Genomic DNA, 13,116 nt, shown 5'->3' with positions numbered 1-13,116 from the left:
ACACAATCGCCCGTAAGCAGCAGTTATTGACCTAGCAAGATCATGCCCACTTGATCGGGTGGGTCACCGAGAACACCCACCGGCCGCCGGGGCACAGCACCCGGAACACCTCGCGCATGACCGCCGCCGAGTCGGCCACGAACGGGACCGCCCCGAACGCCGTGCAGGCCGTGTCGAACGCGGCGTCGGCGAAGGGCAGCGCCAGCGCGTCGGCCTGCACCAGCGGCACGCGTACGCCGGTGCGTCCGGCCGCCAGCGCGGCGTGCCGCAGCATGCCGGCGGAGAGGTCCAGGGCGACCGGCCGGGCCCCCCGGGTGGCGAGCCACCGCGCGGCGGCGGCGGCCCCGCAGCCGAGTTCCAGCACCCGCCGTCCGGTCAGGTCGCCCAGCAGCCGTACGTCGGCCTCGCGCACGCCCTCCGGACACCAGACGAAGTCCAGGTCGCCGAGGAAGCGGCCGTGCTCGGCCTGGTAGTCGTCGGCGTCGGCGTCCCACCAGCGGCGGTTCGCCCGGCGGGCCTCGGCGTTGCCGACCCGGCGCCGGGTCACCCGGCTGTCGTCATCCACCCGCCCACGCTAGCCCCGCGCGCGCCGCGCCCCGGGCGACCCCCGGAGTGCGGAGTGCGGCGCCCGGCGCTACCGTTCACCGGTGATGCCCCTGTGACGGACGCGACACCTGCGACGCCTTCCTGCCGATATCTCCGCTTTCGCAGCTGACGAGGCGGCGAGAGGACGGGAGGGCTTGCACGCTGTGGTAATGCAGCGGGTAGGCTAGATGATGCGCTCGCGGATCGTGTGCCTCGGCAGGGAGCAGGTGCGCGGTCTCCGGGACCACTGGCGGAGCCACATCCATGATCTCACGCGATGATCTTTCGGTGTGCCCGGCGACGGATCCGCTGGCGCGAACAGGTCACCGCGACACACCAGCCTGCTGTGACACACCATCCGACCGGAGCAACCGCCCACATGACGAGCAGCATCGAGGCCCCCTCGAGCGCCACCCGGGTCACCCACGACGATCTCGGTTCCGAGGAGGCTTTCCTCGCCGCGATCGACGAGACCATCAAGTACTTCAACGACGGCGACATTGTCGAAGGCACCGTCGTCAAGGTCGATCGGGACGAGGTCCTGCTCGACATCGGCTACAAGACCGAGGGTGTCATCCCCTCTCGGGAGTTGTCGATCAAGCACGACGTGGACCCGGCCGAGGTCGTTTCGGTTGGTGACCACATCGAGGCCCTGGTCCTCCAGAAGGAGGACAAGGAGGGTCGTCTGATCCTCTCCAAGAAGCGGGCGCAGTACGAGCGGGCCTGGGGCACCATCGAGAAGATCAAGGACGAGGACGGGGTCGTCCGCGGCTCGGTCATCGAGGTGGTCAAGGGTGGTCTCATCCTCGACATCGGGCTGCGGGGCTTCCTGCCCGCCTCCCTGGTCGAGATGCGTCGGGTGCGCGACCTGCAGCCGTACGTCGGGCGCGAGCTCGAAGCCAAGATCATCGAGCTGGACAAGAACCGCAACAACGTGGTCCTGTCCCGCCGGGCCTGGCTGGAGCAGACGCAGTCCGAGGTGCGCACCGAGTTCCTCAACAAGCTGCAGAAGGGCCAGGTCCGCAAGGGCGTCGTGTCCTCGATCGTCAACTTCGGCGCGTTCGTCGACCTGGGCGGCGTGGACGGCCTCGTGCACGTCTCCGAGCTGTCCTGGAAGCACATCGACCACCCGTCCGAGGTCGTCGAGGTGGGCCAGGAGGTCGAGGTCGAGGTCCTGGACGTCGACCTGGACCGCGAGCGGGTCTCGCTGTCGCTGAAGGCGACGCAGGAGGACCCGTGGCGTCAGTTCGCCCGCACCCACGCGATCCAGCAGATCGTGCCGGGTAAGGTCACCAAGCTGGTGCCGTTCGGCGCCTTCGTCCGGGTGGACGACGGCATCGAGGGCCTGGTCCACATCTCCGAGCTGGCCGAGCGCCACGTGGAGATCCCGGAGCAGGTCGTCCAGGTCGGCTCCGAGGTCATGGTCAAGGTCATCGACATCGACCTGGAGCGCCGCCGGATCTCGCTGTCGCTCAAGCAGGCCAACGAGGGCTTCGTCGAGGGCGAGGAGCACTTCGACCCGACCCTCTACGGCATGGCCGCGACGTACGACGCCGAGGGCAACTACATCTACCCGGAGGGCTTCGACCCGGAGACGGGCGAGTGGCTCGAGGGGTACGACAAGCAGCGCGAGACCTGGGAGAACCAGTACGCCGAGGCGCGTCAGCGCTGGGAGGCCCACACCAAGCAGGTGCAGACCTCCCGGGCCGCCGACGCCGAGGCCGCTGCCAATCCGGCTCCGCCCGTCACCGGTGGTGGCACCACCACCTCGACCAGCGCGGCCCCGAGCCGTCAGGCCGAGGAGCCGGCCGGCACCCTGGCCACCGACGAGGCGCTCGCCGCTCTGCGGGAGAAGCTCGCCGGCGGCAAGTGACCCGCTGAACGACGACGGGCCCCGTCCCCGCGATCGCGAGATCGCCGGGGGCGGGGCTCCCGTCTTTCCGCAGCCGCTGCGCCACCGCTGCGCCCTCGGCGCGCCTACGCACCCGATGCGGGGGCGACCGGTTGCCTCAGGATGGTGCGTTGCCGCTCGGGCGCGACCCGGCGGAAGTCGCTGAGGTAGATCTCGTGGTGCCTGCCCACCATCCGCAGCCCGTTGCCCGGGACGAACTCACCGTGCAGCCGCGCCAGCACCTCGGCCTCGTCGTCGAAGGAACCGACGTGCAGCGTCTGTACGCACCGTCCCTCGGACAGCGTCCCCAGGCGGACGTCGTCGAGACGCGACGGACGGTTCCTTGCCCCGGCCTGCTCGACGGCGGCGGTGAACAGGTCCTGGCCGATCCAGTCCGGGACCATGATCATCAGCGTCCAGTCCCACCGTTCCTTGTCGCGCCGGGCGGTGAACGAGTCCATGTCCTCGGCCCACCACAGGCCCTCCAGGGGCGGGACGACGTAGTCCCGGCCGAGGTCTCGCCTGCTGGCGAACTTCAGCTTGTAGGCCACCGGGTAGAGGGCTTCGATGGCGCCGGTGAACGCCGGTGCCCCGTTCGGGTCGCCGTGGCCGTCGACCATGAGATACCGCGTGTCGGGCACGTCCACGATCCGGAACTGCCCGCGCGCGGCCTGATAGGCGTCGAGCGTCTTCTTGAAGTCGGTCTTGTCAGTCATCAGGCACCTGGGCTCGGGCGGCGAGCCACTGCCTTTCCGCCTCCAGGAGGCTCAGCGAGTACGAGAAGACCTCCCGCGCCGGGTGCGGGAGGGGGGCCTGCGCCTGCTGCGCCGACCGGAGCGACCCGATGCGGGCCTCGACCCCCGCCAGCCGGGTGCGCAGGGCCTGCGCGTACTCGCGGTCGGAGAGCAGGGGCAGGTTGGCGATGCCGACGAGGAGCGGGTGCCGGACCGGCTGCGGTTGCGCGATGAGCGCCAGCGCGGTGCGCGCCGCGGCCGCCCGGCCCTCGGCGGTGGCGTGGAACACCTGGCGGGACTTCGGTGCGACGGGAGCCTCGGGTACGTGGACCAGGCCGCGCCTGTCCAGCTTGGCGAGCAGGTAGTAGATCGAGGAGAACCCGACGTCGGACCACTGCCGGATGCCGCGTCGCGCGATCACCTGCTCCAGGTCGTAGCCGTGCCGGGGTCGTTCGATGAGCAGGCCCAGCACGGTCAGTTCGGCGGTGGTCAGCTCCACGGGCCCTATCCTAGTACTAGAATAGGGCTCCGGGAGGACCGGCCGGGGTGCCCCCGGTGCCGGCGGCGCGGTGATCATCCGGTTGACTGGTGCCGTGCTGAAGGTGGGACTGACCGGAGGAATCGGGTCCGGCAAGAGCGCCGTGGCGAGGCGACTGACCGAGCGCGGCGCGGTGGTGATCGACTCCGACCGCATCGCCCGGGAGGTCGTGGCGCCGGGCACGGAAGGGCTGGCCGAGATCGTCGCGGCCTTCTCCGAGCGGGTCCTCGACGCCGACGGCGCCCTCGACCGGGCGGCGCTGGGCGCGCTGGTGTTCGCCGACGAGACGGCGCGCCGCCGGCTGGAGGCGATCACCCATCCCCGCGTACGGGCCCGCGCCGCCGAGCTGGCCGCCGCGGCGGCACCCGACGCGATCGTGGTCAACGACGTGCCGCTGCTGGTGGAGGTGGGGCTCGCGCCCACGTACCACCTGGTGGTCGTGGTGCAGACGGAGGTGGCCACCCGGTTGGCGCGGCTGGCCCGCGACCGGGGGATGGACCGGGCGGAGGCCGAGCGGCGGATCGCCGCGCAGGCCGACGACGCCCGGCGGCGGGGCGCGGCGGACGTGCTGCTGACCAACGACGGCAGCCTCGACGACCTGCACGCGGCCGTCGACGCGCTGTGGCGCGAGCGGCTGCGGCCCTTTGAGGCGAACCTGCGCGAGCGGCGGGCGGCCGGATCGGAGCACGTCGTCCTGACCGAGGCCGACCCGACCTGGCCGCAGCAGTACGCGCGGCTGGCCGCCCGGATCCGGCACGCGCTCGCCCCCGCCGACCTGCGTATCGACCACATCGGCTCGACCGCGGTCCCGGGGCTCGCCGCCAGGGACGTGATCGACATCCAGCTCACCGTTCCGACCCTCGCCGACGCGGACGGACCGCTGGCCGAGCGGCTCGCGGAGGCGGGCTTCCCGCGCCTGCCCGGCGAGTGGTGGGACGACCCCCGCCCACCCGGCAGCGGCCGGTGGGAGAAGCGGCTGCACGGCAGCGCCGACCCGGGCCGTCCCGTGCACCTGCACGTCCGCCCGGCCGACGCGCCCGGCTGGCGGTACGCGCTGCTGATGCGCGACCACCTGCGCGCCGACCCGGACCAGCGGTCGGCCTATCTGGCGCTGAAGCGGGAGCTGGTGGCCTCCGCCCCGGACAGCGCGACCTGGACCACCGCGAAGGACCCGTGGTTCGACGAGGAGCACCTGCGCGCCGAGCAGTGGGCGGCGCAGACCGGCTGGCGTCCCTGACCGGCCCCCGGCCCCCGGCCGGGGGCCGGGGCGGTGGGACGAGCCGGGGCACCGTGGTGGGCGTCAGGTCGAGCTGGGCCCAGGCGCCGGTATGGGTGCGCAGTTCCAGGCGGCGCAGCGCGCCGGACCGGTCGATCCAGTAGCGCAGCAGCCCCCGGGACGTGTGCAGCTCGACCACGTCGACGGTCTTCCCGGCGACGGTGTCGCCGCGCACCCGCAGGGGGGCGCCCCGCCCGCCGGGCGACCGGGCGGCCCGCAGCGCCGCGTCGAGCAGCAGGCCCAGGTCGCCCGCGCGCCGCGGGTCGGCCCCCCAGCCCCGGGCGGGCGGCGGCAGCGGCGGCCGGCCGGGCGATTCCACGGTGCCCGGGACCGTCGCGGCCGGCACCTCCGCCCGGCGCACGCCGGCGCCGTCGACGCGCAGCAGCGTCCGGCGCTCCGGCACGCCGAGGTCGGCGACGGTCAGGTAAGCCGCCCGCCCGCTCCAGCTCACCCAGCCGGCTCCGCGCAGGTTCGTGGCGGCGGCGACGGGCGCGGTCAGGGTCACGGCGGCGCCGCCACGGGCGCGCAGCCGGGCGGGCAACCGGTCCAGCCGGCCCCGCTCGACGGCGGTCAGGGCGCGGGGCTGGCCGGGACGGCCGCCGAGGGCGTCGACCGGACGCAGCGTGGGCCGGTCGGCCCGGTTCAGCTGCACGGTCACCGGGCCGACGCCGGCCAGCCCGGTCTCCAGCCGGTGCAGCCGCGCGTCCTGGTCGAGCCAGTAGCGGGGGAGCCCGTCCGGGGCCGGGACGCCGGGGCCGGTCGGCGGTGCCTGGAGGATGTCGACAGGCGTCGCCCCGACCGTGGCCCCACCGATCCGGCGCGTGGCGTCGGCCGGCGGCTCCGGGCGGTCGGAGGCGAGGCGGAAGAGCAGGTCGAGCACGGCGGCCAGCCCCCGCCCGGCGGGCGGGTCGTGCAGCCGCCAGCGGTCCGCCGGCGGCACGAGCGGGGGCGGCGCGGGGGTCGGCACCGCCGTCGGGTCGGGGCGCAGCAGGACCACCGTCGGGGTGGCCTGGAGCAGCCCGCGCTCGGCGCCCGCGCCGGGCCCGCCGACGTCGAGGTAGACCAGCGGCCGGGACCAGTCGACCCAGCCGACCAGTTCCGTACGCGCCGCGCCGGTGCCCGCGGTCACGCGTACCCCGGCCCGCAGGTCCCGGTAGTTGGTGACCCGCATCGCGGCCAGTCGCTCGCGCTCGTCGCCCGTCAGCGCCCTCGGCTGCTCCGGCCGCTCGGGCGCCCAGCTCGCCAGCCCCACGACCAGCGCGGCGGCGGAGAGCACGGCCACGGCCGCGAGCACCAGCAGGACGGTGCGCCGGCGGCCGGTCACCACCCGTGGGATGCCGCCCGTGTGCGCGTCGTCGTGCGTTGGCGGGCCCTGGGGCGGGTGAGGCGGGCCGGAGCGGGCGGCGGAGGTCTCCACGGGAGGTTGAACGGGATTCACCCCCGTGGGGTGACGAGCAGGGGCGCTCGCGGCGGCCGGTCAGCGCCTCACGCGCGACCACGTCGGGTGCGCACGCCGGGAGTGCCGGGTGCTGCGACCCCTGTGCCGGGGGCGGGCCGGCCGTGACGGCCTGGCCACCTGCCCGGTCGGCCGCCGCGAGCGGCCTACACGGAGAGCGTAGTCCGGTGAGATGCACCACACAATGCGAATATTGAAGCCGATCACGGACCGGGCGTAGTCGCGACGCGGTGTCGGACCCCCGGCGTACCGTTGGGGTCATGGCGCTCGACATTCCCCGGCTCGACGGCCGTTTCCAGGTCGTCAGCGAGTTCCAGCCGGCCGGCGACCAGCCGGCGGCCATCGACGACCTGGAGCGTCGGGTCCGACGCGGCGACCGCAACACCGTGCTGCTCGGCGCGACCGGCACCGGCAAGAGCGCCACCACCGCGTGGCTGATCGAGCGGGTGCAACGGCCCACGCTGGTGCTGGCGCCCAACAAGACGCTCTGCGCGCAGCTGGCCAAGGAGTTCAGCGAGCTGCTGCCGCACAACGCGGTCGAATACTTCGTCTCCTACTACGACTACTACCAGCCCGAGGCCTACATCCCGCAGACCGACACCTACATCGAGAAGGACTCCTCGATCAACGAGGAGGTCGAGCGGCTGCGGCACTCGGCGACCATGTCGCTGCTCACCCGCCGCGACGTGATCGTGGTGGCCACCGTCTCGGCGATCTACGGCCTGGGCACCCCGGAGGAATACCTCGACCGCGCGGTGCGGGTCGCGGTCGGGCAGGAGCTGGACCGCGACCAGCTGCTGCGTCGGCTGGTCGACATCCAGTACACGCGCAACGACATGGCCTTCAACCGGGGCACCTTCCGGGTCCGCGGCGACACGCTGGAGATCATCCCGGCCTACGAGGAGCTGGCCGTGCGGATCGAACTCTTCGGCGACGAGGTGGAGAAGCTCTACTACCTCAACCCCCTGACCGGCGACGTGGTCAAGGAGGTCGACGGGCTGGTGATCTTCCCGGCCACCCACTACGCGGCCGGGCCGGAGCGGATGGAGCGGGCGATCCGCGACATCGAGGCCGAGCTGGCCGAGCGGCTGGCCGAGCTGGAGCGGCAGGGCAAGCTGCTGGAGGCGCAGCGGCTGCGGATGCGCACCACCTACGACATCGAGATGATGCGCCAGGTCGGGTTCTGCTCCGGCATCGAGAACTACTCGATGCACATGGACGGCCGGCTGCCGGGCAGCCCGCCGCACTGCCTGCTCGACTACTTCCCCGACGACTTCCTGACGGTCGTCGACGAGTCGCACGTGACCATCCCGCAGATCGGCGGCATGTACGAGGGCGACGCGTCCCGCAAGCGGATGCTGATCGACCACGGCTTCCGGCTGCCCAGCGCCGCCGACAACCGGCCGCTGCGCTTCGACGAGTTCCTGGAGCGGGTGGGCCAGATGGTCTTCCTCTCCGCGACGCCCGGCCCGTGGGAGCTGGAGCAGGCCCAGGGCGAGTTCGTCGAGCAGGTGATCCGGCCCACCGGCCTGATCGACCCGGAGGTCGTCGTCAAGCCCACCAAGGGCCAGATCGACGACCTCATGCACGAGATCAAGCTGCGCACCGAGCGCGACGAGCGGGTGCTGGTCACCACGCTGACCAAGAAGATGGCCGAGGACCTGTCCGACTACCTCCTGGAGAACGGCATCCGGGTGCGCTACCTGCACTCCGAGGTCGACACGCTGCGCCGCGTGGAGCTGCTGCGCGAGCTGCGCAAGGGCGACTACGACGTGCTGGTCGGCATCAACCTGCTCCGGGAGGGTCTCGACCTGCCGGAGGTGTCGCTGGTCGCCATCCTCGACGCCGACAAGGAGGGCTTCCTGCGCAGCGGCCGGTCGCTGATCCAGACCATCGGCCGGGCGGCGCGCAACGTCTCCGGTCAGGTGCACATGTACGCCGACAAGATCACTCCGTCGATGGCCGAGGCGATCGGGGAGACCAACCGGCGGCGGGACAAGCAGATCGCGCACAACGAGGCGCACGGCATCAGCCCCGAGCCGCTGCGCAAGAAGATCCACGACATTCTCGACGACATCTACCGCGAGGCGGAGGACACCGAGAACAGCCGCGTCGGCGGAGCCGTACGGCAGCTCTCCCGGGGCAAGGCGCCGGTCAAGGAGACCCGCAGCCGCGCACGGACCGGCGGCGCCGGGCCCGCGCGGGAGGGGATGGCCCGGGCCGAGCTGGCCCAGCTCATCCAGGAGCTCAACGACCAGATGCTGGCCGCGGCCCGGGAGCTTCAGTTCGAGCTGGCCGCCCGGATCCGCGACGAGGTCGCCGACCTCAAGAAGGAGTTGCGCGGCATGGACGCCGCCGGAGTGAAGTGAGCGGCCCGGGCCCCGCCTGACCTGGTCGGCGGGGCTCGGGCCGCTCCACGCGGCCACCTGGCCTCTGATTGCGGTACGCGAGCAAGCTATTGCGCTGAGTGATCGTCCTGCCCTACTCTCCCTCGGTGGGGAGGCTGGGGATGCCGTTGCCAACGAGTCCGGTCATTCGTCGCGCCCGGCTGGGCGCCGAGTTGCGTCAGCTGCGCCGGCGGGAGGCGCTGACCCTGGAACAGGTCTGCGACCGGCTGGGTTGGGCCTCCACCTCGAAGCTGTCCCGCATCGAGCTGGGGCAGAGCCGGCCGGACCTGGCCGACGTGCTCGACCTGCTCGACGTCTACGAAGTGCCGCCGCCGCAGCGCGACGCGCTCATCGTCATCGCCCGCGACGCCGCGACCAGCCGGGGCTGGTGGAAGGCGCTGGGGGAGATGGGCGAGCGGCAGCGCACCTACGCCGAACTGGAGGCGGGCGCGGCGAGCATCGTGGAGTACCAGCCGGCGGTCGTGCCCGGCCTGCTCCAGTCGCCCGGGTACGCCCGCGAGCGCATCGAGGCCGGCAGGCTGCTCTACCCCGAGGTCAACGTCGAGGCCGACATCCGGGCCCGGCTGATGCGTCAGGACGTGCTGCGCCGCGCCGATCCGCCCCGCTACACGGCGCTGCTCGACGAGCGGGTCTGTGACCAGGCAGACGTGTCGCCCGAGGTCTGGCGGGAGCAGGTGGCGCACCTGGTCGCCTTGGCCGACCTGCCGCACGTGACGGTCCGGGTGGTGCCCTGTGCCGCCGCGCCGCGCGCCGGGCTGCATCCGCTGACCGGCTACTCCAGCTACGTGTTCCCCGACCCGGCTGATCCGCGTACGGTCATGCTGGAGACGCTGACCGCCGACCTGCGGTTGGTCTCCGAGGCCGACGTCACCCGCTACGAGCGGATGAGCGACTGGCTGGCGTCGGTGGCCCTCGGCGGTGACGAGACGCTGGCGCTGCTGCGGGACAGTGCGGCCGGGTCGGCCAACGGCCGCCTCGAGCCAGAGCGGGCTGTCTCCCCGCAGGGTGGCTGAGTCAGGCTCACAGGTGGCGGCGGAAGCCGCCCTCCGAGTCGATCACCTGGCCGGTGATCCAGTCGGCGTCGGACGAGCAGAGGAACCGCACGAGCCGGGCGGCGTCCTGCGGCGTGCCCCAGCGTCCGCTCGGAAAGAGCTTGGCGACCTCGGCGTACGCCTCTGGCGAGGCGTATCCGGTGTCGGTCGGGCCCGGGTGGACGCAGTTGACGGTGATGCCCCGTGGCATCAGCAGCGGGGAGAGCTGGAAGGTCGCGTTCTCCACCGCCGCCTTGCTGACCGCGTAGGCGAGGGTCTGCGGCATCGGGCCGAGGCGCTGGCCGGTGGAGAAGAGCACCAGCCGGCCACCCGATCCGGCGGTGAACGCCCCGGCGAACGCTTCGGCGAGCAGCAGCGTGGCCCGTACGTTGACCAGCAGGTGCCTGTCGATCTCGGCCGGATCCAGCGCGCCGAACGGCGTGTCGGTGCAGTAGGCGTGCACGGCGATGACCGCGTCGAGCCGGCCGTGCCGGCGTAGCGCCTCGGCGACCAGGCCGGCGGGCGCGGCCGGGTCGAGCAGGTCGGCTCGAACGTGTCCGGCGTCGCCCAGCTCGTCCAGCAGGGCCGGCACGCCCTCGGGATCGCCGCCGTAGGGCTGGGCGTCGTCGAACTCCGGCAGGCCGGTGAGCAGCAGCCGCCAGCCGTCCGCGGCGAGTGTGCGGGCGACCGCCGCGCCGATGCCGATCCGACGACTCACGCCCGTCACGAGGGCCACCCGCTGCGTCATGGTGGGCAGTCAACCGGCATCGGCGACCGGGCGCCAGCGGATATCCCCGCGCGGCAACCGGGCCCGGCGCCCCCGAGCCCGTCGGGACCGGCGGCCGACGCGTGCACGGCGCACCCTAGGGCAGGGGTACGACAGCTCAGGCCGGCACGTCCACGAAGTGCTCGACCAGCGGCGGGTTGGCGAAGTACGGGCCGATCAGCGCCCGCCACTGCGCGAAGCGCTCGGTGGCGCGGAAGTTGTCGTTGTGCGCCTCGACGGAGTCCCACTCGACCAGCAGCACGAACCGGCTCGGGGACTCGACGCCCCGGGTCATCCGCACCGACCGGCAGCCGGGCGTGCCGGCGAGCACCGGATGCCCCTTGGCGTACGCGGCGGCGAACTCGTCCTCGTGTCCCGGCAGTACGTCGATGAGCGCGACCTCAAGCACCATGCCCGGGAGCCTTTCACGCCGTCGTGCGGGCCGGACGCCGCGGGGGCCTGTTCCCGCAGGCCGGGCGGATCTAGGGTGGGCGCGCGGAAAGGGGAGGCGAATGATCGACTGGCTGACCGGCACGGCGTTCACCGTGGCCGGCACCGGCACCACCTGGGCGGAGCTGCTGGGCTTCGCCACCGGGGTGCTCAACGTCTGGCTGGTGGCCCGGCAGCGGATCGCCAACTGGCCGGTCGGCATCGCCAACGTGCTGCTGCTGATGCTGCTGTTCTGGACGGCGGGCCTCTACGCCGACGCCGGCCTCCAGGTCGTGTACGTCGGCCTCGGCCTGTACGGCTGGTGGGCGTGGCTGTACGGCGGCGAGCGGCGCACCCGGCTGACGGTGGGCCGGACGGGCCGCGGGGAGTGGTGGGCGCTGGCGGCGGCGGGGGTGGTGCTGACCGGTGGCCTCTGGGCGCTGCTGGACGGGGCCACCGACTCCACCGTGCCGCTGCCGGACGCGCTGACCACCGCGCTGTCGCTGCTGGCGACGTACGGGCAGACCCGCAAGCGGGTGGAGAGCTGGTGGCTGTGGATCGCCGCCGACCTGATCTACATCCCGCTCTACGCCTACAAGGGCCTGTACCTCACCGCGGCCCTCTACGTGATCTTCCTCGGGCTCTGCGTGCTCGGGCTGCGCGAGTGGCGGGCGGACCTGCGGCGCGGCGCCGCCCCGACCCCGGTGCCCCCGGGTCCGGCCCCGGCGGCGGCGTGACCGGGGCGGCCACCGGCCGAACGCCGGCGGACGGCGTCGGCACCGGGCCGGTGGCGCCGGAGTTCCGGCACGCCATGGTGGTGGGCAAGTTCTATCCACCGCACGCGGGCCACCACGCGCTGATCGAGGCCGCCGCCGCCCGCTGCGCGGCCGTCACCGTGGTGGTGGCGCCGTCCCGCCGGGAGTCGATCCCGCTCGCGCTGCGGCTGGACTGGCTGCGCGAGGTGCACGCGGCCACCCCGTGGGTCCGCTTCGTGGGCCGGTACGACGACCACCCGGTGGACTACGCCGACCCGGCGGTCTGGGACCTGCACTGCGCGGTGTTCCGCGAGGCGCTGGGCGGGACGCCGGTGGACGCCGTCTTCTCCTCGGAGGCGTACGGCGAGGAACTGGCCCGGCGGTTCGACGCGGTGTCGGTCTGCGTGGATCCGGGGCGGCGTGGCGTGCCCGTGTCGGGGACGGCGGTGCGCGCGGACCCGGTGGGGCACTGGGACCGGCTCAGCGCGCCGGTGCGGGCGTGGTTCGTCCGGCGGGTGGTGGTCGTCGGCGCGGAGTCGACGGGCACCACCACGATGGCCGCCGCCCTCGCCGCGCACTACGGCACCCGCTGGGTCCCGGAGTACGGCCGGGAGCTGACCGCGCGGAAGCTGGCCCGGCTGCGCGGGCGGGACCCGGCGGCCACGGTCTTCGACGTGTCCTGGGACCGCGACGACTTCGCCGAGGTGGTCCGGGAGCAGCAGGCGGCGGAGGACGCCGCGGCGCGCTCGTGCGGCCCGCTGCTGTTCTGCGACACGGACGCGCGGGCCACCGCGGTGTGGGAGGAGCGGTACCTCGGGTCGACGTCGGCGCGGGTGCGTGCGGCGGCCCGGCGTCCCGCGCTGTACCTGCTGACCGACCACGTCGGGGTGCCCTTCGACGACGACGGGCTGCGCGACGGCGAGCACCTGCGGGCGTGGATGACGGGGCGGTTCCGGGCGGAACTGGCCGGCTGCGGGGTGCCGGTGGTCGAGCTGGCCGGCCCGCACCGGCGGCGGCTGGCCCGGGCGGTGGACGCCTGCGACGCGGTGCTGGCGGCGGGCTGGTCGCTCGCCGATCCGCTGGTCGCGCCCGACCCGGAGCACTAGCCTCCTAGGATGCTCTACGCATTGTGCGGCCGGTCTCGATGCCCGCCGCCGACCGGCATCGATGCGTCGGGGTGGGAAAGGACACTCACGACCCGGGATGCGGCCACTGGCGGCGGTGGGCCAGAATGACGGGCGAGGAGG

The 13,116-nt window shown here is 73.4% G+C and carries 10 protein-coding genes and 1 pseudogene; 6 read left to right on the top strand and 5 right to left on the bottom strand.

Going from position 1 to position 13,116, the window contains the following annotated elements:
- Positions 1-46: 46 nt before the first annotated feature.
- A pseudogene (locus ACN27A_RS10260) lies at positions 47-565 on the bottom strand (class I SAM-dependent methyltransferase); the annotation flags it as partial.
- 297 nt (positions 566-862) lie between these two features.
- On the opposite strand from ACN27A_RS10260, the gene rpsA reads away from it, so the two are divergent.
- Entirely contained in the window at positions 863-2,458 is a 1,596-nt protein-coding gene (gene rpsA, locus ACN27A_RS10255) for a 30S ribosomal protein S1 (RefSeq protein ID WP_421451877.1), read from the top strand.
- A gap of 104 nt (positions 2,459-2,562) precedes the next feature.
- On the opposite strand, the gene ACN27A_RS10250 is transcribed toward rpsA, so the two are convergent.
- The gene (locus ACN27A_RS10250; protein ID WP_421451874.1) at positions 2,563-3,192 is read right to left on the bottom strand and encodes a GyrI-like domain-containing protein; all 630 of its coding nucleotides are present in this window, start codon (positions 3,190-3,192) and stop codon (positions 2,563-2,565) included.
- Positions 3,185-3,709 (bottom strand): PadR family transcriptional regulator, encoded by a 525-nt coding sequence (locus ACN27A_RS10245; protein WP_421451871.1) that lies wholly within the window; start codon positions 3,707-3,709, stop codon positions 3,185-3,187. The genes ACN27A_RS10250 and ACN27A_RS10245 overlap by 8 nt, the downstream gene beginning before the upstream one ends.
- Before the next feature lie 94 nt (positions 3,710-3,803).
- Between ACN27A_RS10245 and coaE the strand changes: the two genes are divergently transcribed.
- The 3 genes from coaE (at position 3,804) to ACN27A_RS10230 (ending at position 9,901) form a co-directional block, all read left to right on the top strand.
- Positions 3,804-4,985 (top strand): dephospho-CoA kinase, encoded by a 1,182-nt coding sequence (gene coaE / locus ACN27A_RS10240; RefSeq protein ID WP_421451868.1) that lies wholly within the window; start codon positions 3,804-3,806, stop codon positions 4,983-4,985.
- Between the two features lie 1,755 nt (positions 4,986-6,740).
- On the top strand, positions 6,741-8,849 hold the full coding sequence (gene uvrB / locus ACN27A_RS10235; protein WP_421451865.1) for an excinuclease ABC subunit UvrB: 2,109 nt from the start codon (positions 6,741-6,743) through the stop codon (positions 8,847-8,849).
- Between the two features lie 140 nt (positions 8,850-8,989).
- Entirely contained in the window at positions 8,990-9,901 is a 912-nt protein-coding gene (locus ACN27A_RS10230) for a helix-turn-helix domain-containing protein (RefSeq protein WP_421451864.1), read from the top strand.
- Between the two features lie 7 nt (positions 9,902-9,908).
- On the opposite strand, the gene ACN27A_RS10225 is transcribed toward ACN27A_RS10230, so the two are convergent.
- Both ACN27A_RS10225 and ACN27A_RS10220 read right to left on the bottom strand, forming a co-directional pair.
- Complete coding sequence (locus ACN27A_RS10225; protein ID WP_421451861.1) at positions 9,909-10,667, bottom strand: SDR family oxidoreductase; 759 nt, start codon at positions 10,665-10,667, stop codon at positions 9,909-9,911.
- Between the two features lie 136 nt (positions 10,668-10,803).
- On the bottom strand, positions 10,804-11,097 hold the full coding sequence (locus ACN27A_RS10220) for an antibiotic biosynthesis monooxygenase family protein (RefSeq protein WP_132240368.1): 294 nt from the start codon (positions 11,095-11,097) through the stop codon (positions 10,804-10,806).
- Positions 11,098-11,197: 100 nt separating this feature from the next.
- Between ACN27A_RS10220 and pnuC the strand changes: the two genes are divergently transcribed.
- Together pnuC and ACN27A_RS10210 are read left to right on the top strand one after the other, a co-directional pair.
- Positions 11,198-11,851: a nicotinamide riboside transporter PnuC gene (gene pnuC, locus ACN27A_RS10215; RefSeq protein ID WP_421451858.1), complete on the top strand. Its 654-nt coding sequence runs from the start codon at positions 11,198-11,200 to the stop codon at positions 11,849-11,851.
- Positions 11,848-12,975, top strand: a complete 1,128-nt coding sequence (locus ACN27A_RS10210; protein WP_421451855.1) for an AAA family ATPase — start codon at positions 11,848-11,850, stop codon at positions 12,973-12,975. Before pnuC ends, ACN27A_RS10210 begins: the two co-directional genes overlap by 4 nt.
- Positions 12,976-13,116 lie beyond the last annotated feature (141 nt).

This window comes from Micromonospora sp. WMMD737 (assembly GCF_049179055.1).
GTDB lineage: Bacteria > Actinomycetota > Actinomycetes > Mycobacteriales > Micromonosporaceae > Micromonospora > Micromonospora reichwaldensis.
The sequence above is the reverse complement of the archived record's forward strand: the minus strand, read 5'-3'. Positions and strand labels throughout refer to the sequence as shown.

Coding starts and splice junctions, on each gene's coding strand:
- rpsA (WP_421451877.1), top strand. CDS start 863: ATGATCTTTCGGTGTGCCCGGCGACGGATCCGCTGGCGCGAACAGGTC.
- ACN27A_RS10250 (WP_421451874.1), bottom strand. CDS start 3,192: ATGACTGACAAGACCGACTTCAAGAAGACGCTCGACGCCTATCAGGCC.
- uvrB (WP_421451865.1), top strand. CDS start 6,741: ATGGCGCTCGACATTCCCCGGCTCGACGGCCGTTTCCAGGTCGTCAGC.
- ACN27A_RS10230 (WP_421451864.1), top strand. CDS start 8,990: ATGCCGTTGCCAACGAGTCCGGTCATTCGTCGCGCCCGGCTGGGCGCC.
- ACN27A_RS10225 (WP_421451861.1), bottom strand. CDS start 10,667: ATGACGCAGCGGGTGGCCCTCGTGACGGGCGTGAGTCGTCGGATCGGC.
- ACN27A_RS10220 (WP_132240368.1), bottom strand. CDS start 11,097: ATGGTGCTTGAGGTCGCGCTCATCGACGTACTGCCGGGACACGAGGAC.
- pnuC (WP_421451858.1), top strand. CDS start 11,198: ATGATCGACTGGCTGACCGGCACGGCGTTCACCGTGGCCGGCACCGGC.